The following is a 19,370-nucleotide window of genomic DNA, read 5'->3' on the forward strand; positions in this document are numbered from 1 at the left end:
CCTTTGTCCATATGGCGCAGGGGGCCTATCCGTTCATTCGCAAAAAGAAAGCAAGTCTTGAACAAGAAAGTAGTTTTGGGAGTCCTGGCCGCGGCTATCGCCGTCGCCTACGGCGGCAGCACCTGGTGGGCCGGCACGCAAATCAAGTCGCGCTACGACATCGCCTTCGACGAGCTGCCGAAGCAGACCGCGCTGGTGCGCGTGACCGAGCGCAAATATGAACGCGGCTTCTTCGGTGCCGTCAGCACCGTGACGCTGGAAATCGGCTGCGCAGCCGATGCCGCCGCCCCGGCAGCAGCAGCACCCGCCGCCGCCGACAAGCCCGCCGAGGGCGAGGAAGCCGAAGCCGACGACGAGGAAGACGCAGGCGGCATCAAACCGCCCAAGCAGCTGCGCCTGACCATCCGCGACACCATCCATCACGGCCCGCTGGCCGGCGGCACGCTGGCAGCGGCCACCATCGACAGCGAACTGGTGCTCGACGAGAAGACGCAGGCCGCGGCAAAAAAGCTGTTCGGCGACGCCAAGCCCCTGAGCGCGCGCACCAAGGTCGGCTTCAGTGGCGCCTTCACGACCGACCTCACCGTCGCCCCCGCCAAGCTGGTCGAAGAAGGCAAGGGCCGCCTCGACTGGCAAGGCGTGCAGGCCCGCCTGGAAGTCAACGCCGCGCGCACCCAGGCGCGCTACGACCTGACCGTGCCCGGCCTGGACTTCAGCGAAGCGCGCAGCGGCGTGACCATGAAGATGGGCAAGCTCGCCGCCAAGGCCGACATGGACATGAGCGCCGGCTGGTTCCTGGCCACCGGCAAGACCGAAGGCCGGCTCGACACCCTCGAGTTCGCCGTCAAGAAGAAGGCTGCCGAGGACGGCGCCGCACCGGCAGAACCACCAAAGGCGCTGCCGGCAGTCGTGCTCCAGAACATCGAACTGGTCGGCGAAGCCAGCACCAAGGACGGCCTCTATGCGTCGAGCGGCACGTTCAGGGGCACCGGCAAAATCGGCGAGACGAAGATCGACAAGTTCGAACTGACCAGCGGCGCGCGCCGCATCCATGCCGCCGGCTACAAGAAGCTGGCCGACGCCTGGATGCAGTCCAGCGCCGCCAGCGGCTGCGGCAAGGGCGGCAGCAAGGCATCGCAGGCAGCCATGCAGGCGCTGGCCGAGCAGCTCGCCCCCGACCTCAAGGCCATGGCGAAGTACGGCCCCGAAGCCGGCCTCGACAAGATGCTGGTCGAAATCGACGGCAAGCGTGCCGAAATCGGCTACACGGTCAGCATGGCCGGCGTGACCGACGAAGACCTGCAGATGCCCGGCACCGCGCTGCTCATGAAGCGCGGCGTGCTCAAGGCCCACGCGCGACTGCCCATGAAGTGGATCGAGAAGCTGGCCGAAACCGGTGCAGAGAGCGGCCAGACGCCTCCGCCCGAAATGGTGGCCGGCCTGGTCGAGCAAGGCGAGCAGAGCGGGTTCGTGAAGCGTGACGGCGACGACGTTACCGCCCAGGTCGAGTACAGCGAAGGCAGCCTGAAGGTCAACGGCAAGCCGCTGGGCGGGATGGGCGCAACCGGCAAGTAAGCCGGCCCCGGCCCGAATGAAAAACGGCGCTGGCCTTTTGGGGCCAGCGCCGTTTTCTATTTCAGCAAGCCTTCAGCTCAGACCAGGCACTGCTCCAGCCCCTGCTCCAGGATTTCGCGCGGCAGCTCGATGCCGATGAACACCATGCGGCTCTGGCGCGCCTCGTCCTTGCCCCACTCGGGGCCCAGGTCGCTGCCCATCAGCTGGTGCACGCCCTGGAAGATCACCTTGCGCTCGGTGCCCTTCATGTTCAGCACGCCCTTGTAGCGCAGCATGCGCGGGCCGTAGATGTTGACGATCGCGCCCAGGAAGTCTTCCAGCTTGGCCGGATCGAAGGCGCGGTCGGCCTTGTAGACGAAGCTCTTGACGTCGTCGTCCGTGTGGTGATGGTGGCCGTGGCCCTCGTGCTTGTGCGAGGGGTGGTCGCACGCCTCGCCATGCGCGTGGTCATGGTCGTGATGGTCGTGGTCGTCTTCCTTCAGGAAGTCGGGGTCGATGTCGAGCTTGGCGTTCAGGTTGAAGCCGCGCAGATCGAAGATGTCCTTCAGCGGCACGTCGCCGAAATGCGCCTTCTGCTGCGGCGCGCGTGGGTTCATGTGCTTCAGGCGGTGAATGAGCGCGTCGGTCTCTTCGGCCGACACCAGCTCGCTCTTGCTGATGAAGATCTGGTCGGCAAAGCCCACCTGGCGGCGCGCTTCCTGGCGGTCGTTGAGCTGCTGCGGCGCGTGCTTGGCGTCGACCAGCGTGAGGATCGAGTCGAGCAGGTAGCTCTCGGCGATCTCGTCGTCCATGAAGAAGGTCTGGGCCACGGGGCCGGGGTCGGCCAGGCCCGTGGTCTCGATCACCACGCGGTCGAAATCGAGCAGGCCCTGGCGCTTCTTGGCGGCCAGCATTTGCAGCGCTTCGCGCAGGTCTTCGCGGATGGTGCAGCAGACGCAGCCGTTGCTCATCTGCACGATCTGCTCCTTCGATTCGGTCACGAGGATGTCGCTGTCGATGTTCTCTTCGCCGAACTCGTTCTCGATGACAGCGATCTTCTGGCCGTGGGCCTCGGTCAGGATGCGTTTGAGCAGCGTGGTCTTGCCCGAGCCGAGAAAGCCGGTGAGGATGGTCGCGGGAATGAGGGCCATGGGGATAGTGCTCCGGAAGCGGAAAACAGGAATTGGGGCTGGGGAAAGGCGTGGCCCGGCAGTTTAGCCAATGCCACTGAGTTGCGTTGGCGGCAGGGTCAAGACGGCGTCAGGCGGGCTTTCTGACCACCACCAGGCCCTTCAGGTACTCGCCCTCGGGAAACTCGATGGTCATCGGATGGTCGGGCGCGGCGCCCAGGCGCTCGGCGATGTAGCCGTCCACGCCCGCATCGAGCCCCGCCGAGGCCACGATCTTGTGGAACAGGTCGGCGCTGATGCCGCCCGAGCACGAGAAGGTCAGCAGCACGCCGCCCGGCTCCAGCAGCTTCAGCGCCAGGCGGTTGATGTCCTTGTAGGCCCGCGCGGCGCGCTCGGCGTGCGCCACCGTGGGCGCGAACTTGGGCGGATCGAGCACGATGGCGTCGAAGGTGCGGCCCTGGTCGATGAACTCGCGCAGCACGGTGTTGACGTTGGCATCGAGAAACTCGGTCTGTATGCCCTGCCCCTCGAAACCATTGAGCGCGAGATGGCCACGCGCCCGCTCCAGCGCGGGCAGCGACGAATCGACCGACACCAGCTCCACGCCTTCGAGCGCGCCCGCGGCCTTCAGCCCCGCCAGCGCCGCAACGGTGAAGCCGCCCGTGTAGCAGAAGCAGTTCAGCACGCGCCGGAAGCGCCGGTGCTGCGCCAGCTCGGCAAAGCGCTGGCGGCTGTCGCGCTGGTCGAGATAGAAGCCGGTCTTGTGGCCTGTCGCGATGTCGAGCGAGAGCTTCCAGCCATGCTCGCGAATGGTGATTTCGGTGGGGCCGTCGCCGCGCAGCCAGCCCGTGACGGGCTTCAGGCCTTCACGCTCGCGGCCGCTGGCGTCGGAGCGTTCGTAGAGCTTGCCCAGGCCCGTGGCCTTGAGCAGCGCGTCGGCCAGAACATCTTTCCAGCGCTCGACGCCGGCCGAGAGGAACTGCGCCACCAGCGTGTCGCCATAGCGGTCGACGATCAGCCCCGGCAGGCCGTCGGCCTCGCCGTGCACCAGCCGCACGCCGTCGCTCTGCAGGTCGAACAGGCCGCGGGCGGCCACCGCGCGGGCGCACACCGAGGCGAAGAAGGCAGCGTCGATGCGCTGCGTTTCGACGAAGCTCCAGGCCCGCGCGCGGATCTTCGAGGCCGGGCTGAAGGCCGCCCACGCCAGAAAGGCCCCGTCGTGCGACTCGACGCGCACCGTCTCGCCGGAATCGGCGCCACCGCGCGCGATGGCCGATTCGAAGACCCACGGGTGGCGGCGCTGCATCGAGCGCTCTTTGCCGGGTTTGAGGCGAAGTGTTTTCATTGTTCTTTGCTTACTTGTCGTTCTCTGGCTTGGCTTTCGCGCGCGAGGACTCGGGGCGCGCCTTCGCGCGCGGATGTGCCGCGTCATAGACCTTGGCCAGGTGCTGGAAATCCAGCCGCGTATAGACCTGCGTGGTCGCAATGTTGGCGTGCCCCAGCAGCTCCTGCACCGCGCGCAGGTCGCTGCTCGATTGCAGCACGTGGCTCGCGAAGGAATGGCGCAGCATGTGCGGATGCACCGGCGCCGCGAGGCCGGCCTTGAGGCTGCGCTCGCGCAGCAGCTTCCACACCGCCTGCGACGACATCCGCATGCCCTTGGCGCTGATGAAAAGCGCGGCCGCCGCTTGCGGGTCGCGCAGCCGGGCGGTGGTCAGCCCGGGGCAATCGCCGCGCACCGCGAGCCAGTCGCGCACCGCCTCGGCCGCCTTGCTGCCCATCGGCACGATGCGGCGCTTGCTGCCCTTGCCGAGCACGCTGGCTTCCATCGCATCCAGATCGACCCAGCCCCGCGCCGTGTTGCTCGCCTGCGCATCGAGCCCCGTGAGCTCGCTCACACGCAGGCCGCAGCCATAGAGCACTTCGACGATGGCGCCATCACGCGCTTCGGTCCATGGGTCGGCCTCGGGGTCGTACAGCTCGGCGAGGCGCACCGCGTCGTCCACGCCCAGTGCCTTGGGCAGCGGCCGGCCGGCCTTGGGTGCGTGCACGTCCTGCACGGGGTTGAAGCCGATCAGCCCTTCATTGCCCAGCCAGCGGTAGAAGCTGCGCCAGCACGACAGCACCAGCGCAATGCCACGCGGCTCGCGCCCGGCGCTGTGTAATTGCGCCATCCAGCGGCGGATGTGGGCGGTCTGCACGCGGTCCAGCGGCAGCTTTGCCTCGGCGGCGCGGTCACGCAGGGCCTGCAGGTGAAAGGCATAGAGCTCGACCGTGCGCGCCGCGAGCCGGCGCTCGACGCGCACATGCTCCAGGTATTTTTCGATCCAGTCCGGGGGAGTGGATGCGACCGGCTCAGAAGAGATAGCCATGGCCGGCATTGTTGATGATGGCTGCCGGCTCGCGCAATGCGCCCTTGGACAACGGCCCCAGCGCCCGCCAGCACGACGTGGGCGCCGCCGCGTACTGCACGTCGAAGCTCTGGTCGAAGCCGCTCTTCTTCACCAGCCGCTCGATGCGCCACAGATGGAAGGGCTCCGACACGATGACCACGCTGCGCACGCCGGCCGCCAGCAGCAGCGGACGCGACAGCGACAGATTCAGCCGCGTGGAGGTCGATGCCGGCTCCAGCACCATCGGCCCCGCAAAGCCCGAGGCCACCGCGTGTTCCCCCATCGTGATGGCCTCGATGCGGCTGTCCTCGGAATCCACGCCACCCGAAAAAGCCAGCTGCCTGACCAGGCCGGCTTTCGCCATTGCCAGGGCCACGTCGACCCGCCCCGTGAGGCACGGATGCGGCTTGCCGTCGAGGTACGCGCGGCTGCCGAGCACCAGCGCCGCATCGGCCGGGCGCTGCGGCGGATGCGCCAGCAGCTCTTCGGCATGCCACCAGAGGAAGGCTCCGATGGCCGCATACACCAGCGCCACGGCCAGCACCCCGCCGGCCAGCACGACCTGCCACGGCCGCCGCAACCAGCGCGGGCGCTTCAAGGACGAAGCCGCGAAAGTCCGCCCGAGGCCAGCTCGGCGATGCGCTCGAGAAAGTCGGTGCCCATCTCGGCGTTGAAGCGCTGCGCGTCGGGCGACGCCAGCACCAGCATGCCGAAGGCCGGCGACTCGGCATCGGGGCGCAGCGGAATCAGCGCGATCGACATCGCGGCCTGCGGCTCAGGCAGCCAGTTGGCCGCCTCGAAGCCCGAATTGAGCCCGCAGTACGGCGAGGTCAGCGAGGTGGCCAACGCCTTCACGTCGTCGCTCACCCACTGGGCATAGGCCTCATTGAGGTATTCGCTGCCGCAGTCCCACACCTTGATGGCCGTCTGCGGCACCAGGAACAGCGACTGCAGGTCGACCGCGATACGGTACGGCAGGCTGCGCGGGTCGCGCGTGGTCAAGAGGCCCTTGGTCCAGCGCTGCAGGCGGTCGGCAATGACGACGTTCTCGGTGCCGTGGCGCACCATGTCCATCAGGCGGTGCTCCAGCGCCTTGATCTTTTCGCGCAGCATCTCGGCCTGGCGCTCCTGCAGGCTCACGGCACGGTTGCCGTGCGGGCTGGTGAGCTGCACCTGCGCCAGCAGCTGGGCATGGCGCTCGAAGAAGTCGGGCGTATTCGCCAGGTAGTTGGCGATGTCGTCTTCGGTGATCGGGTTCATGGCGTTGGCGTCGTTGTTGTTCGTGAAGTTGGTCGTCATGGCAGCTCCGGCACCTCGATGTCGCCTTCGAAGACTGTGGTGGCCGGCCCGGTCATCAGCACCGGCTGCCCTTCTCCCTGCCACTCGATCGTGAGAATGCCGCCGTGCGTCTGCACGTCGACCCGGCGCTCCAGCAGGCCAAGGCGAATGCCCGCCACCACCGCCGCGCAGGCACCCGTGCCGCAGGCCAGCGTTTCGCCGGCGCCGCGCTCGAACACCCGCAGCCTGATGTGCGAGCGGTCGACCACCTGCATGAAGCCGGCATTCACCCGCTGAGGAAAGCGCGGATGGTGCTCGATCTGCGGGCCCTGCTCGGCCACGGGGGCGGTGTCGACGTTGTCGACCACCTGCACGGCGTGGGGGTTGCCCATCGACAGAACCGCTACCGAAACGATAGCGGTGCCCGCGCGCGTGCCAAGGGCAAGGTGCCACTTGTGCCAGGCGCCTTCGGGCTGCGGGTCGAGCCCGGCGATGTCGAAAGGCACGCGCTCGGTTTCGAAGACGGGGGCGCCCATGTCGACCGTCACGCGGCCGTCGGCGCCCATGCGCGGCTCGATCACACCCGACAGGGTCTGCACGCGCACTTGCGTCTTGTCGGTCAGGTGGTGTTCGTTGACGAAGCGCATGAAGCAGCGCGCGCCGTTGCCGCACTGCTCCACCTCGCCGCCGTCGGAGTTGTGGATCACGTATTGAAAGTCGACGCCTTCCGCAGGCGAAGGCCGCACGGTCAGGATCTGGTCGGCGCCGACGCCGAAGTGGCGGTCGGCCAGAAAGCGGTATTGCGCGGCGCTGAGGCCCAGCGTGCCGCGTGTTTCGTCCAGCACGACGAAATCGTTGCCGGCTCCCTGCATCTTGGTAAAGCGGATTCGCATCCCGGGATTATCGCCACCGGCACTACCCTTGGCGACCACGGGCCCAAGCCCGTGGCCACGAAGACGGAACGATCAGGCCTGGATGAACGCCAGCAGATCGGCGTTCACCTGGTCCTTGTGGGTGGTGCAGGTGGCGTGCGGCGCACCTGCGTAGACCTTGAGCTGGCTGCCCTTGATCATCCCGGCCGCAAGCTTGCCGGTGGCCTCGAAGGGCACGACCTGGTCGTCATCGCCGTGGATCACGAGCGTGGGCACGTCGATCTTCGCCATGTCGGGGCGGAAGTCGGTTTCCGAGAACGCGGTCACGCAGTCGATGGTGGCCTTGATCGAGGCCTGCAGCGCGATCTGCAGCGTCTGCTTGAAGACGCCCTGCGACACCTTGGCGCCGGGGCGGTTGGTGCCGTAGAAGAGCGTGCTGAAGTCGTCGAGGAACTGCGGGCGGTCGGCGGCCAGGCCGGCGCGGATGCCCGCGAACAGCGAGGCGTCGGGCCCCACGGGGTGGTCGGCCGTCTTCATGAACAGCGGCGTCACGGCGCTGATGAGCGCGAGCTTGGCCACGCGAGCGCTGCCCTTGCGCGCGATGTAGCGCGTCACGTCGCCGCCGCCCATCGAGAAGCCCGCGAGGATCACGTCCTTCAGGTCGAGTTTTTCGATCAGCTCGGCGATGTCGTCGGCGAAGGTGTCGTAGTCGTAGCCGGTCCAGGGCTGGCTCGATCGGCCGAAGCCACGGCGGTCGAACGCGATGGTGCGGTAGCCACGCTCCGCGAAGAACAGCATCTGGGCGTCCCACATGTCGGCGCTGAGCGGCCAGCCGTGGCTGAAGAGAATGGGCTGGCCCGAGCCCCAGTCCTTGTAATAGAGCTCGGTGCCGTCGCGCAGTGTGAGTGTGGTCATGGTTTTCCAGTGGAGTGAAAAAAAGAAAGAAGGAAGGGAAGGAAAAATCAGATCGCAAGAAAGTGATGCACCTCGGGCTTGCCCGGCCCGATGTGAAAGCGCAGCGCCTCGCCCTGCAGGTCGGCATCGGCCTTCGACACGCGATGGTGCTGGCGCAGATGCTCCGCCCACGATTCGACGAGGAACCACTCCATCACCCGCTCGGGGTCGGCCGTGTGCTCGTGCACGCCCCAGGCATAGGCGCCGTCGCGGCGGCGTTCCAGAGACAGGCGCTTCATCGCATCGAGAAACGCAGGGCGGTCTTCCTTGCGGATGCGGTACTCGACCTGGATCATCACCGGCCCGCGGTCGTTCGCCACCGGTTCGGCGAGCAGCGGCTCGGGCCAGTGGTTCGATGCCTGCAGGTCAGCCTCGCCGGCCGGCAGCCGCACGCGATGGAAGATCAGCCCGGCCACCACGAGCCCCACAGCCCCCGCCACCAGCGTGGCCGGCACGCCGATCTGCTGCGCCACCAGGCCCCAGCCCAGGCTGCCCGCAGCCATCGCGCCGTTGAACACCGTGAGGTACACGGCCAGCCCTCGCCCTCGCACCCAGTTCGGCAGGATCGACTGCGCCACGCCGTTGAGCGTGGTCAGCGCAACGATCCAGCCCAGGCCCAGCAGCAACAGCAGCAGCACCGCCAGCCACTTCGGCGGCGCGAAGACCAGGCTGCCCATCACGGCCGCGGTGAGCAGCGCGGCCAGCAGCAGCATGCCGTCGGCGTCGAGCCGGGCGCGCAGGCGCGGCAGCACCAGCGCGCCGCCAATGGCGCCCGCGCCCACGGCGCCGAGCAGCACGCCATAGAAGCCCGCGCTGCCGCCGAGCATCTGCCGCGCCACCAGCGGCAGCAGTGCCCACACCGAGCTGGCGAACAGGAAGAACACCGCCGCGCGCAACAGCACCACGTGCAGCTCCTTGCTGGCGCGCGTGTAGCGCAGGCCGGCGCGGAAGGCGCCGAAGAAGTTTTCCGACAACCCACTGTCGACCGGCGCGGGGCGCTTCCACCACAGCAGCGCCGCGATCACGAACACGTAGCTCAGCACGTCGACGCCATAGGTGGCGGCCGCGCCGAAGCTCGCAAGAATCAGCCCGCCCGCAGCCGGGCCAATGGAGCGTGCGATGTTGATGCCCAGCGAGTTCAGCGCCACCGCGCTCTTCAGGTCGCTGCGCGGCACCAGCTCCGGCACGATCGACTGCCAGGTCGGCCCCATCAGCGCCGCGCCGATGCCGCCCACGAAAGTCAGCGCGATCAGGTATTCGACCGTCAGCGCGCCTGTGTGCGAAAGCACCAGCAGCGCACCGCTCACGGCCGCGAGCACCACTTGCACGAAGATCAGGAAGCGCCGCCGGTCGAGGATGTCCGACAGCACGCCCGCAGGAATTGCAAGCAGGAAGATCGGCAGCGTGGCCGCCGTCTGGATGAGCGCCACTGCCGTCGGGTTGGCCGACAGGTCCGTCACCAGCCACGAGCTGGCCACGTCGCGCATGAAGCTGCCGATGTTGCCGAGCACGGTGGCAGCCCAGAGCACCGCGAACACCGGCTGGCGCAGCGGCGCGAAGGCGCCTGGTTGCGGTGCCGGTGCGACCGCACTGTGCGAAGGTTCAGACATGGGCGCGCTCCTTCAGGTCATGCCAGGCGACGAGCAGAAATCCGCCGACCAGCCCGAGATGTTCGAAGAAGGAGTTTGCCGCCATGAAGCGCTCCTGCCCGATCGGCATCTGCCAGAAGCGCAGCGCCACGAAAGTCGCCATCAGCGTGAAGCCCGCAAGCGCAAGCGCACCGAGCCAGCGCAGGCGACCGGCGAGGATCAGCGCCGAGGCCCCGAGCTCCAGCACGATGACCGCCACGGCCAGCGGGCCGGCGGGCGACAGGCCGAAGTGGTTCATCTCCGCGAGGGCCGAGTTGAAATCCATCGCCTTGTTCAGCCCGCCCTGAAGATAGGCGGCGCACAGCAGCAGCAAGGCGATCCAGCGAATCGCGGGCGAAGTGGTCCAGCGCATCGTCATCACACCGCCCAGCAGGCGCAGCCGAGCGCGCCCCAGAAGCTCTTCAGGTCGGCAATGGGCAGCTTGCTGCTCCAGGCCGTGGCGTGCTGGTGGCCGTGCACGTTGCAGTTGTTGGCGCAGGCGCAGGCCGCGGCGGCATTGCGCAGAACCTTCTGCATCGGCGCGCCCTCGGCGGTGTCGGCCCAGCCGGCATAGCCGCCGAAGGTGCGCGCGGGCGACCAGTCGGGCATGGCCGGCGGTGGCGCGCCTTCGTCGTGCGCGGCGAAGGCGCCGGCGCCGTAGACCACCTTGCCGCCCACCATCGTGAGCAGCGCCGTGGTGTCGGCAATCTCCGATTCGGCGCAGGCGAAGAAGTCGCGGTCGGGCACCACGAGGTCGGCGAGCTGGCCGGCCTGGATGCGGCCCTTCTTGCCTTCCTCGTTCGAGAACCATGTGACGTTCTCGGTCCACATGCGCAGCGCCTGTTCGCGGTCGATCAGGTTGCGCTGCGGCGTGATCTGCAGGCCGCCCACCGTCTTGCCCGTGACCAGCCACGACAGCGACACCCACGGGTTGTACGAGGCCACGCGCGTCGCGTCGGTGCCGGCCGACACCTTCACGCCCTTTTCGAGCATGCGCTTGACCGGCGGCGTGGCCTCGGCCGCGCCCGGGCCGCAGCGCTCGACGAAATACTCGCCCTGGTAGGCCATGCGGTGCTGCACCGCGATGCCGCCGCCCAGCGCCGCGATGCGGTCGATCGACTGGTCGGAGATGGTCTCGGCGTGGTCGAAGAACCAGTTCAGGCCGGCCAGCGGCGTGTCCTGGTTGACGCGCTCGAACACGTCGAGCGAACGGCTGATGGTCTCGTCGTAGGTGGCGTGCATGCGCCAGGGCCAGCGGTTCTGCACCAGCACGCGGATCACTTCCTCCAGCTCGCCTTCCATCTCGGGCGCCATGTCGGGGCGCGGCTGGCGGAAGTCCTCGAAGTCGGCCGCGGAAAACACGAGCATCTCGCCGGCACCGTTGTGGCGGAAGTAGTCGTCGCCCTGCTTGTATCTGGATGTCGCGGTCCAGTTCAGGAAGTCCTGCTTCTCCTGCTTGGGCTTCTGCGTGAACAGGTTGTAGGCCAGGCGGATCGTCAGCTGCCCGTCGTCGGCCAGCTTCTGGATCACGGCGTAGTCGTCGGGGTAGTTCTGGTTGCCGCCGCCCGCGTCGATGGCACCGGTCACGCCCAGCCGGTTGAGCTCGCGCATGAAGTGGCGCGTGGAATTGAGCTGGTAGTCGAAGGGCAGCTTGGGCCCCTTGGCCAGCGTGGCGTAGAGGATGGCCGCGTTGGGCTTGGCCAGCAGCAGGCCCGTGGGGTTGCCGGCGCTGTCGCGCACGATCTCGCCGCCGGGCGGCGCGGGCGTGTCCTTGGTGTAGCCCACCGCGCGCAGCGCAGCGCCGTTGAGCAATGCGCGGTCGTACAGGTGCAGGATGAAGACCGGCGTGTCGGGCGCAACGGCGTTCAGCTCCTCGATGGTTGGCAGGCGCTTTTCCACGAACTGGTGTTCGGTGAAGCCGCCCACCACGCGCACCCATTGCGGTGCCGGCGTGTTCGCAACCTGCCGCTTGAGCATGCCCATGGCATCGGCCAGACTGCGCACGCCGTCCCAGCGCAGCTCCATGTTGAAGTTCAGGCCGCCGCGAATGATGTGCAGGTGGTTGTCGATCAGCCCCGGCAGCACGCGCTTGCCGTGCAGGTCGATCACGCGGGTGGCGCTGCCGGCCAGCGGCAGCACGTCTTCGGCGCGGCCGACGCGGGTGAAGCGGCCGTCCCTGATGGCCACGGCGTCGGCCACGGGGTTGGCGCGGTCCAGCGTGGTGAAACGGCCGTTGTGCAGGATCAGGTCTGGGGTTTCGGTGTTGGTGGTCATGTTGTCGGAGAAGGAGGCGACGGCAAGGCCGGGGGCTGCGAGGGTGGCGCCGAGCGCTCCGAGAGAGCCAAGGAGGCGCCGGCGGCTGGGGTCTGCGGACGGCTTCATGCGTCGCGCCTGCCGGAAGACCGGGCTTCGGCGGTGTTCACCGCCGTCGGCTGCGCACACTTCGGCAGTTCGCCGAACACGTGCGGCTTGACCTGGTGGTGCAGCCACGAGGTGGCCACCGCATCGGGCTTGATCACGCTCTTGATGAGCGGCGGGATCTGCTCGCCGAGCAGGATCCCGAGAAGCCCCACCAGGGCGATGACCGGCGGCGCCGGCGAGCGCACCTGGAACAGTGCGTAGATCACGCCGACCAGCAGGCCGAGCGCGAGCGACAGGACATAGGGCTTCATGATTTCGTTCGCCTCGGCGTTGTCGATCAACCTTCGTGTGCGCCGAACATGGTCTTGGCGTAAGTCACGCCAAGGCCGTAGGCGCCGCCAACCTTTTTCGCGATGCCGGTGGTCAGCTCGTAGGTGTCGCCGCGGGCCCAGTCGCGCTGCAGCTCGAGCAGGTATTGCAGCGAGGTCATCGGCTGTGCGCCGGCCTGCACCATGCGTTCCATCGCGCGGTTGTGCGCCTCGGCCGACACGTCGCCGCAGGCGTCGGCAATCACATACACCTCGAAGCCCTGGTCGAGCGCCGACAGTGCCGGCCCCACGATGCACACGCTGGTCCACAGGCCCGCCAGCACGATGCGCGGCTTGCCGATCTGGTTCACGCGCTCGATCACGGCGGCGTCTTCCCAGGTGTTCATCGAGGTGCGGTCCAGCATCTTCTGGCCCGGGAAGGCGTCGGTGATCTCGCTGAACATCGGGCCCGAGAAGCTCTTCTCGGCCACCGTCGTGAGAATGGTCGACACGCCGAAGCCGGCCGCCGCCTGCGCCACCAGCGCGGCGTTGTTGCGCAGGTTCACGGCGTCGATCGAGTGCGTGGCAAAGGCCATCTGCGACTGGAAATCGATCATGACCAGCGTGTGGTCGGTGGGGGTGAGCAGCTTGGCGCCGGCGGTGGGGGTGGCCTTGATGGACATGTGAAGCTCCTTGCGGTTGAGTGGATATTCGATTGAATTCACAATTGCTTTCGGAGGGAATCTCCTTGGCATGGGCTGAATCATCGGGTCCGCATCAACTGTCATCGACGAAACTTTTCACAGGCAATGATCGAAGTTTTCGATCATTCCTTTTTCACCCCTTTCTCACTCCTTTTTCTCTTCAAGGAACCGCAGCGTGCTCAAACTCAGCCTGGAAGCCATCGAGGTCGTCGACGCCATCGCCCGCCACGGCTCCTTCGCCGCCGCCGCCACTCGCCTGAACAAGGTGCCCTCCACCATCTCGTACGCCGTCGGCAAGCTGGAGGAGCAACTGGGCATGCTGCTGTTCGAGCGCAACGGCCCGCGCGTGACCCTCACCGCCGCCGGCGAAGAAATGCTCAAGGAGGGCCGCTGGCTGCTCAGCGCCGCGAGCGATCTCGAATCGCGCATGCGGCTGATAGCCACCGGCTACGAGTCGGAGCTGCGCCTCGTGCACGACTCGCTGATTCCCACGCAGGCGCTCATCGACGACATCCGTGCCTTCGAAGACCTGCGCTGCGGCACGCGGCTGCGCATCGGCTGCGAGGCGCTCACCGGCAGCTGGGAGGCGCTGCGCGAGGGCCGCGCCGACATCGTCATCGCCGCGGGCGAAGGCCCGGCCGGCGGCGGCTACCAGGCGGTGACCGTGGGCAGCCTCGACTTCGCCTTCTGCGTCGCGCCTTCGCACCCGCTCACGCGGCTCGGCCGGCCGCTGCAGCGCGGCGACCTGCTGGAGTGCAACGCCATCGTGGTGGGCGACAGCGCGCGCACGCTGTCGGAGCGCACCGTCGGCCTGCTGGCCGGCCAGCCGCGCATCACCGTGCCGTCGATGCCCGCGAAGATCGCCTGCCAGGTGGCCGGCCTGGGCCACGGCTTTTTGCCGCGCGCCTGCATCGTGGGCGAGCTGAAGCGCGGCACGCTGGTCGAGTTGCCCACCGAGGAACCGCGCCCGCCCGAGGCCTTCTGGCTGGCCTGGAAGACCGGCGCGCAAGGACAGGCGCTGCGCTGGTGGCGCGAACGGATGAACCGCACGCTGGTGCCGGCGCTGCTGCCGCGCTCGGCCGGGTGGCAGTGAGGGGGAGCGCTCAGCCCGCCGCGCGCAGCTTGTCCAGCGCCCGGTCGAGGAACGCCAGCCGGTCCTGCCCCCAGAACCGCTCGCCGTTCAGGATGAAAGTCGGCGCCCCGAACACGCCTGCCTCCACCGCCTCCGCGCTGTAGACCCGGTAGGCCGCCAGCGTCTCGGCCGCCTGCTCCAATGCCTGCAGCGAAGCGCCGTCGTAGCCGGTCTCATCGGCCACCGCGATGCGCACTTCGGCCTGCGAGGTGTCGCGCTCCTCGGCCCACAGCGCGCGCAGCAGCGCATGCGACAGCGGCTGTGCGTCGAGCCCCTGCAGCTGCGCGGCGATCACCATCCAGCCCGGGTACTTGTTCCAGTTCGGGTCGCTCGGCGCGCCCTTGGGGTAATGCGCGGGCGCCAGGTTCATGGGCATGCCGAGGTAGTCGCTCCAGCGGGCGAGCTCCAGCGCGTGGTAGGTGCGGCGCGGCTCGGGCCGGGTCTTGAGCGGAATGCCGCCCGTCTGCGGCACCACGGCCTGGAAGTCGTACGGTTTGAGCGTGAGCCGCACGTGGTGGCGGCGCACGATGTCTTGCAGTTGCGGGCCGCCGAGGTAGGCCCAGGGGGAGGAGAGGCTGTAGTAGCAGTCGAGCGCGATCATGTTCCGATTATCTTCAGCGCATGCCCGACGCCACCGCGCTCCCCACCCTTCTCCCCTTGGGGTTTGCGCAGGCCATGCCGCCACGATGACGGCACGATGAAGTTCCCGGCCTTCCTCTTATCGCTGTTCGTCTCCAGGCTGGCTGACCAGATCCTGCTGTTCCTGGTGCCGCTCGTGGTGTTCCAGGTGACGCAGGACGTGGCTTGGTCGGGCTACGCCTTCGCGGCCGAGACGCTGCCGCGCTTTCTGTCGTTTCCCGTTTGCGGCGCGCTGTGCGACCGGGTATCGCCGCTGAAGCTGCTGCGCGGCAGCCAGATCTTTCGCGCACTGGCCTGCGTGCTCGGTGTGCTGGCCAACGAAGCCATGGGCGGCATCTGGTGGCTCGTGGGGCTGTCGGCCGTGTGCGGCGTGCTCACCACGCAGGGAATGATGGCCCGCGAGGTGATGCTCCCGCAGATCGCCAGTGGAACCCGCGGCCTGGGCTTCGACAAGGTGCTGGCCTATGCGCAGACCGCCGACCAGACCGGCATGGTGCTCGGCCCCCTGCTGGCGGCTGCGCTGATTGCCGTGTGGCCGTGGCAGGCGGCAGTGTGCGCTGCGGCGGCGCTGTTCCTGCTGGCCGACGTAGCCACTGCCTGGTGGCGGCGCGGCAACCCCGTCGAGCTGCACGAGCCGCAGGGCGAGCCGGGGCAGCATCTGCTGAAACCCATCGCCACCGCACTCGGCCATGTGCTGCGCCTGCCGGGCCTGCTGCGGCTGACCATGCTGACAGCAGGCGTGAACCTGATGCTCGGCACCACGCTGGCCTCTTCCGCCGCGATGGTCACGGGGCTGCACCAGCGCTCCGCCACCTACTACGCGTGGCTGCAGACACTGGGGGCCGTGGCCACCATCGTGATCCTGCTGGCGATCATCCGGGGATCGATCGCGCTGAAGCACATGGGCATCACCGCCTACCTGCTGATACTGGCCGGCGGCCTGCTCACGGCCGCAAGCACCAGCCACTGGGGCTATGCGGCCGGCTTCCTGCTGGTGATCGGGTTCGACAAGATGTTCAGCATCTACATCCGCATCCACCGGCAGCGGATCATTCCTGCGAAGGACTACGGCAAGACCACCGGCGTGATCGTGCTGCTGAACAACCTGACGCAGCCGCTTGCGGGGTTGATCGTCGGTGCGTTTGCCGATGCAACGCAGACGCGTGGGGTGATCTTTTCGGTGTGCCTGCTGCTGGGGGCCGTCGGCATCGTTGCCGCCGTTGTGGCCAGCAGGAGCGCCGCTGCTGCTGCAGAGCCTTGATGGCAACGGTGGTCAAATCCAACCGCCATGCTCAACCTGAACCGTTTCGATCTCATCTCCCTGCGCCTTTTCGTCGCAGTCGTCGATGCAGGGAGCCTGACGGCGGGCGCGGATCGATTCGGCGTTTCGCTCCCGGCGGTGAGCAAGCGCATCACCGACCTCGAACGGCATTGCGGCGTCGCCCTGCTCCAGCGGGGGCAGCGCGGCGTGACCGCCACGCCGGAGGGACAGACCCTGCACCGGCACGCCATCGAGGTGATCGCGCGGCTGGAGCAACTCGTGCAGGCGGTCGACGATCTTCAATCGGGTGCCACTGGCCACCTGCGGTTGTGCGCCAATCCTTCAGCCTTCGGAGGCTTCCTGCCGAGCGTGCTGGCAGCGTATGCCCGCCGCTATCCCCATGTCGTGATCGACATGGAAGACGCATTGAGCGAGGACGGTATCCGCGCCGTGCTTAAAGGCACGGCGGAGCTTGCCGTCATCGGCGACAACGTTCCGCGTGAAGGCCTGGAGACCATCGTCTGCAATATCGACCAACTGGTCCTGCTCGTGCCGGCAGGCCATGCACTGGAGGGCCGGCAGAACGCCTCCATCGAGGACGTGTTCGACCACGACCTCGTCACGCTGGCACGAAGCGCGTCGCTCACGCGCAAGGTAATGGCGGCGGCAGACGCGGTACAGCGCACGCCCCGCATCCGGGTGCAGGTACGCAGCTTCGATTCGATGTGCCGCATGGTCGCATCGGGGCTGGGTCTGGCGATCCTGCCGCGCGCGGCCGCCGCCCTCTATGCCCAGGCCCTCGGCCTCGTGCAGGTTGGCCTCGAAGGCATCGAGATGGAGCGCGTGCTGCTGCTGGCCATGCGCAGCCGCTCGGAACTGTCCGCACCGGCAGCCGCCCTCGTGGAGATGATCGAAGGCACGGCCGCGTTCAGCGAAGCACAGCGCTCTCGGACGCCTGCCGGATGAGCCGGTCACGATCGGCAGGCAGAAGAAAGCCCTCGGCAAACGCCTTGCCGGCTGCGGCGCGAACCGCAGCCTCGTAGCCCTCGTGGCTGCCGTAGCGCTCCTCGAGCGACAGACGCGGGTCGCCGCGGGCGATGCGCTCGGCACGCGTTCGCGCGAACGGCACATAGCCGCCCACGTAGTTGCACACCTGCCCCTGATGGAAACCCCCGGCGGTGATGTTGAAGCCCAGGTAGGTGCCCAGCGGCGCCATCACGAGCACGGTGGGCACGCCCCCGATCTCGTTGCCGTCGGCATCGACCTTCGGCACCTTCATCGGGATGACCTTCCTGATGACCGGCGGCACGTTGGTAGGCACGCCAGAAGCTTCCGCGTGATCGAATTGCGGGCCCCAGTCGTAGTCGAACACCGGAAACGCAAAGTTCTCCCGCTGGAAGATCGAGTCCGGAACGCCGGGCACGGCGCCCGGAAAGCCCATTGCCGCCCTGTTCGCGTCAACCAGCGTCTTGCCCGCCAGCGTGGGCCATCGGCTCGGCGGCGGCGGTGTGCCCTTCAACACCCAGTCGCGCATGGCCATGCGCAGCACGTTGGTGATCTCCGTGTGCGGCACCGGGTTCGCCGCCAGCGTGCCGCGGCCAAAGCTGTTGCCGGGGCAGATGGGACTGGCGGCAGTCTCCGGCGGCATGTGCGCGAAGCCACCAGATCCGCCGCCGTGGCTGCTGCTCGGCACGTAGTAGCGGCGAACGTTGCGGGGCAACGGAATGTCCGCGTCGCCGGCCGTGCCGATCCATTCCGGCGTCAGCTTCAGCGCGTACACCTCGGCCGACCCGAAATGCTCGATCACCTTCGGGCAGGTGCTGTTCTTGTCGCAACGCGAGAAGATGCTGCCGGTGGGCTGCTTGCGCACCGGGTCTGGCCAGTCCGCCCACCACTGCGGGCCTTCGCTGCCCTGCTGGTAAAGCTCCAGCACCCCGTCCGGCTGGGCCCAGCGCGAGTTCGCGGCCACCCGGCGGCCCGCGATGATCGGCCAGGCTCCGTCATAGACCATGCGGTTGCGTTCGTCCTGGTTCAGGCCCATGAAGATGAACTGCCGCACCATGTTTCCGGACTGCGACACACCCCGCACGGCCGTGCCCTTGACGAAGCCTGTAACCGGATTGCGCGTGCCGGAGTCGTCGGCGGCTTCGTAGCGGAAGAAGGTGCCAACGTCGCGGAATGCCGCCATCCCCACGCCCAGGACGTAGGCGTTCTGTGCCGGATACACCACCTGGTACAGCAGCTTGGGATCGAAGCCGTTGCGCAAGCAGATATGCACCGGCAGGTTGCCAGGTGCGTTGGCGGGGTTGTTGTCGATCGGCGTACCGGGAAACGGGTTGCCGGCGTCGCATTTCGCGAATGCCCAGTCGCCCGGGGCGATGTCAGGCCCCTCGGTGACAACGCCGTCGACAGTCTCCTTCGTGTGCGTCTTCAGCGTCGCCTTGGTCGTGTCCAGCGTGGCCGGGAGATATGGCACAGGGTTCGTCTGCACCATCAGCGGCTTGGAGTCCGGGCCGCTCTGATTGACGATTCGCGCGAGCACATTGCCTGAGACGGCCACGTCACCCACCTTCGCGATGGGCGCCGCCACCCAGTGATTGGTGCCCGAGGCGCGGTTGACAGGAACGCCCGTGTTGCCGGCGTTGTCCGCCTGCCAGCCGCTGCGCAGGCCAATGTCGCCCAGTTCGCGCTCTTCGACGCCGATGGTTCCGGCGCCGCCGCGATTGGGTACGTCATGCCAGAGAAAGCCGCTGGCGCGGTTCATGTCGACCGGCTTCACCAGATTGAACGAGGTTTCGTAGCGCACCTTGCCATCGGCGTCCGCCCCCAGCTTGATGTCGGTAACGATGCTGTTGTGCGGATCGTTCGGGTCGAGCTCGCCGAAGGCGCGACCGCGGATCTGCTCGTACGGAATCGACTGCCCCGTGAGCGCCGAGACATCGTCGATCACGATGCGGGTGACACGAGCCTCGGCCGGTGCGGCAGCCACGATCGCCGCCACGGCCGCCGCGAGCCAATGCAGGCGTAACCGGCGCCCGCTCAGGTTTCTGGGGTGCATGCTGTCTCCTGTTTTTATGCTGCTCCGAACGTGTCGGCGCCTTGCATCCTCACGATTCGGAGGCGCGCCGACAATTCGCGTCTTGTTTAGCCGGTCTT

Annotated in this window: 18 protein-coding genes; 4 read left to right on the forward strand and 14 right to left on the reverse strand. The window is 67.7% G+C overall.

Annotated elements, in window-relative coordinates:
• Positions 1 to 57 precede the first annotated feature (57 nt).
• Entirely contained in the window at positions 58 to 1,575 is a 1,518-nt protein-coding gene (locus BLV60_RS16285) for a YdgA family protein (RefSeq protein WP_256329201.1), read from the forward strand.
• 77 nt (positions 1,576 to 1,652) lie between these two features.
• Here BLV60_RS16285 and BLV60_RS16290 read toward each other — a convergent pair whose 3' ends face one another.
• The 12 genes from BLV60_RS16290 to BLV60_RS16345 all read right to left on the reverse strand — a co-directional run bounded on the left by BLV60_RS16290 (position 1,653) and on the right by BLV60_RS16345 (position 13,161).
• The gene (locus BLV60_RS16290; RefSeq protein ID WP_093056291.1) at positions 1,653 to 2,705 is read right to left on the reverse strand and encodes a CobW family GTP-binding protein; all 1,053 of its coding nucleotides are present in this window, start codon (positions 2,703 to 2,705) and stop codon (positions 1,653 to 1,655) included.
• Positions 2,706 to 2,814: 109 nt separating this feature from the next.
• Positions 2,815 to 4,029, reverse strand: coding sequence for a class I SAM-dependent rRNA methyltransferase (locus tag BLV60_RS16295; RefSeq protein ID WP_093056293.1), 1,215 nt, complete (start codon positions 4,027 to 4,029; stop codon positions 2,815 to 2,817).
• A 10-nt stretch (positions 4,030 to 4,039) separates the two neighbouring features.
• Positions 4,040 to 5,056 carry a tyrosine recombinase XerC gene (locus BLV60_RS16300; protein ID WP_093056392.1) on the reverse strand — a complete coding sequence of 339 codons (1,017 nt, stop codon included), beginning with the start codon at positions 5,054 to 5,056 and terminating at the stop codon, positions 4,040 to 4,042.
• Positions 5,040 to 5,675, reverse strand: coding sequence for a YdcF family protein (locus tag BLV60_RS16305; protein ID WP_093056295.1), 636 nt, complete (start codon positions 5,673 to 5,675; stop codon positions 5,040 to 5,042). The genes BLV60_RS16300 and BLV60_RS16305 overlap by 17 nt, the downstream gene beginning before the upstream one ends.
• Positions 5,672 to 6,376, reverse strand: a complete 705-nt coding sequence (locus BLV60_RS16310) for a DUF484 family protein (protein WP_093056297.1) — start codon at positions 6,374 to 6,376, stop codon at positions 5,672 to 5,674. The genes BLV60_RS16305 and BLV60_RS16310 overlap by 4 nt, the downstream gene beginning before the upstream one ends.
• A complete protein-coding gene (dapF, locus tag BLV60_RS16315; protein ID WP_093056299.1) occupies positions 6,373 to 7,248 on the reverse strand; it encodes a diaminopimelate epimerase in 876 nt (291 codons plus the stop codon). The genes BLV60_RS16310 and dapF overlap by 4 nt, the downstream gene beginning before the upstream one ends.
• Positions 7,249 to 7,320: 72 nt before the next feature.
• Complete coding sequence (locus tag BLV60_RS16320; RefSeq protein WP_093056301.1) at positions 7,321 to 8,142, reverse strand: alpha/beta fold hydrolase; 822 nt, start codon at positions 8,140 to 8,142, stop codon at positions 7,321 to 7,323.
• 47 nt (positions 8,143 to 8,189) lie between these two features.
• The gene (locus BLV60_RS16325; RefSeq protein ID WP_093056303.1) at positions 8,190 to 9,791 is read right to left on the reverse strand and encodes an MFS transporter; all 1,602 of its coding nucleotides are present in this window, start codon (positions 9,789 to 9,791) and stop codon (positions 8,190 to 8,192) included.
• Entirely contained in the window at positions 9,784 to 10,182 is a 399-nt protein-coding gene (locus BLV60_RS16330) for a DoxX family protein (protein ID WP_093056393.1), read from the reverse strand. Before BLV60_RS16330 ends, BLV60_RS16325 begins: the two co-directional genes overlap by 8 nt.
• A gap of 5 nt (positions 10,183 to 10,187) precedes the next feature.
• A complete protein-coding gene (locus BLV60_RS16335; RefSeq protein WP_218132231.1) occupies positions 10,188 to 12,083 on the reverse strand; it encodes an amidohydrolase in 1,896 nt (631 codons plus the stop codon).
• A gap of 104 nt (positions 12,084 to 12,187) precedes the next feature.
• Positions 12,188 to 12,481 carry a DUF1427 family protein gene (locus BLV60_RS16340; protein ID WP_093056394.1) on the reverse strand — a complete coding sequence of 98 codons (294 nt, stop codon included), beginning with the start codon at positions 12,479 to 12,481 and terminating at the stop codon, positions 12,188 to 12,190.
• 26 nt (positions 12,482 to 12,507) lie between these two features.
• Positions 12,508 to 13,161: a hydrolase gene (locus tag BLV60_RS16345; RefSeq protein ID WP_093056307.1), complete on the reverse strand. Its 654-nt coding sequence runs from the start codon at positions 13,159 to 13,161 to the stop codon at positions 12,508 to 12,510.
• A 196-nt stretch (positions 13,162 to 13,357) separates the two neighbouring features.
• On the opposite strand from BLV60_RS16345, the gene BLV60_RS16350 reads away from it, so the two are divergent.
• Positions 13,358 to 14,275, forward strand: a complete 918-nt coding sequence (locus BLV60_RS16350) for a LysR family transcriptional regulator (RefSeq protein WP_093056309.1) — start codon at positions 13,358 to 13,360, stop codon at positions 14,273 to 14,275.
• A 10-nt stretch (positions 14,276 to 14,285) separates the two neighbouring features.
• On the opposite strand, the gene BLV60_RS16355 is transcribed toward BLV60_RS16350, so the two are convergent.
• The gene (locus BLV60_RS16355; RefSeq protein ID WP_093056311.1) at positions 14,286 to 14,915 is read right to left on the reverse strand and encodes a 2-hydroxychromene-2-carboxylate isomerase; all 630 of its coding nucleotides are present in this window, start codon (positions 14,913 to 14,915) and stop codon (positions 14,286 to 14,288) included.
• A 96-nt stretch (positions 14,916 to 15,011) separates the two neighbouring features.
• On the opposite strand from BLV60_RS16355, the gene BLV60_RS16360 reads away from it, so the two are divergent.
• Positions 15,012 to 16,214, forward strand: coding sequence for an MFS transporter (locus tag BLV60_RS16360; RefSeq protein WP_093056313.1), 1,203 nt, complete (start codon positions 15,012 to 15,014; stop codon positions 16,212 to 16,214).
• Between the two features lie 27 nt (positions 16,215 to 16,241).
• Positions 16,242 to 17,180 (forward strand): LysR family transcriptional regulator, encoded by a 939-nt coding sequence (locus tag BLV60_RS16365; protein ID WP_093056315.1) that lies wholly within the window; start codon positions 16,242 to 16,244, stop codon positions 17,178 to 17,180.
• Here the strand turns inward: BLV60_RS16365 and BLV60_RS16370 are convergent.
• Positions 17,143 to 19,272: an alpha/beta hydrolase domain-containing protein gene (locus BLV60_RS16370; protein WP_093056317.1), complete on the reverse strand. Its 2,130-nt coding sequence runs from the start codon at positions 19,270 to 19,272 to the stop codon at positions 17,143 to 17,145. The two genes, BLV60_RS16365 and BLV60_RS16370, sit on opposite strands and share 38 nt — an antisense overlap.
• Positions 19,273 to 19,370: the final 98 nt, after the last annotated feature.

The organism is Variovorax sp. YR634 (assembly GCF_900106655.1).
GTDB lineage: Bacteria > Pseudomonadota > Gammaproteobacteria > Burkholderiales > Burkholderiaceae_C > Variovorax.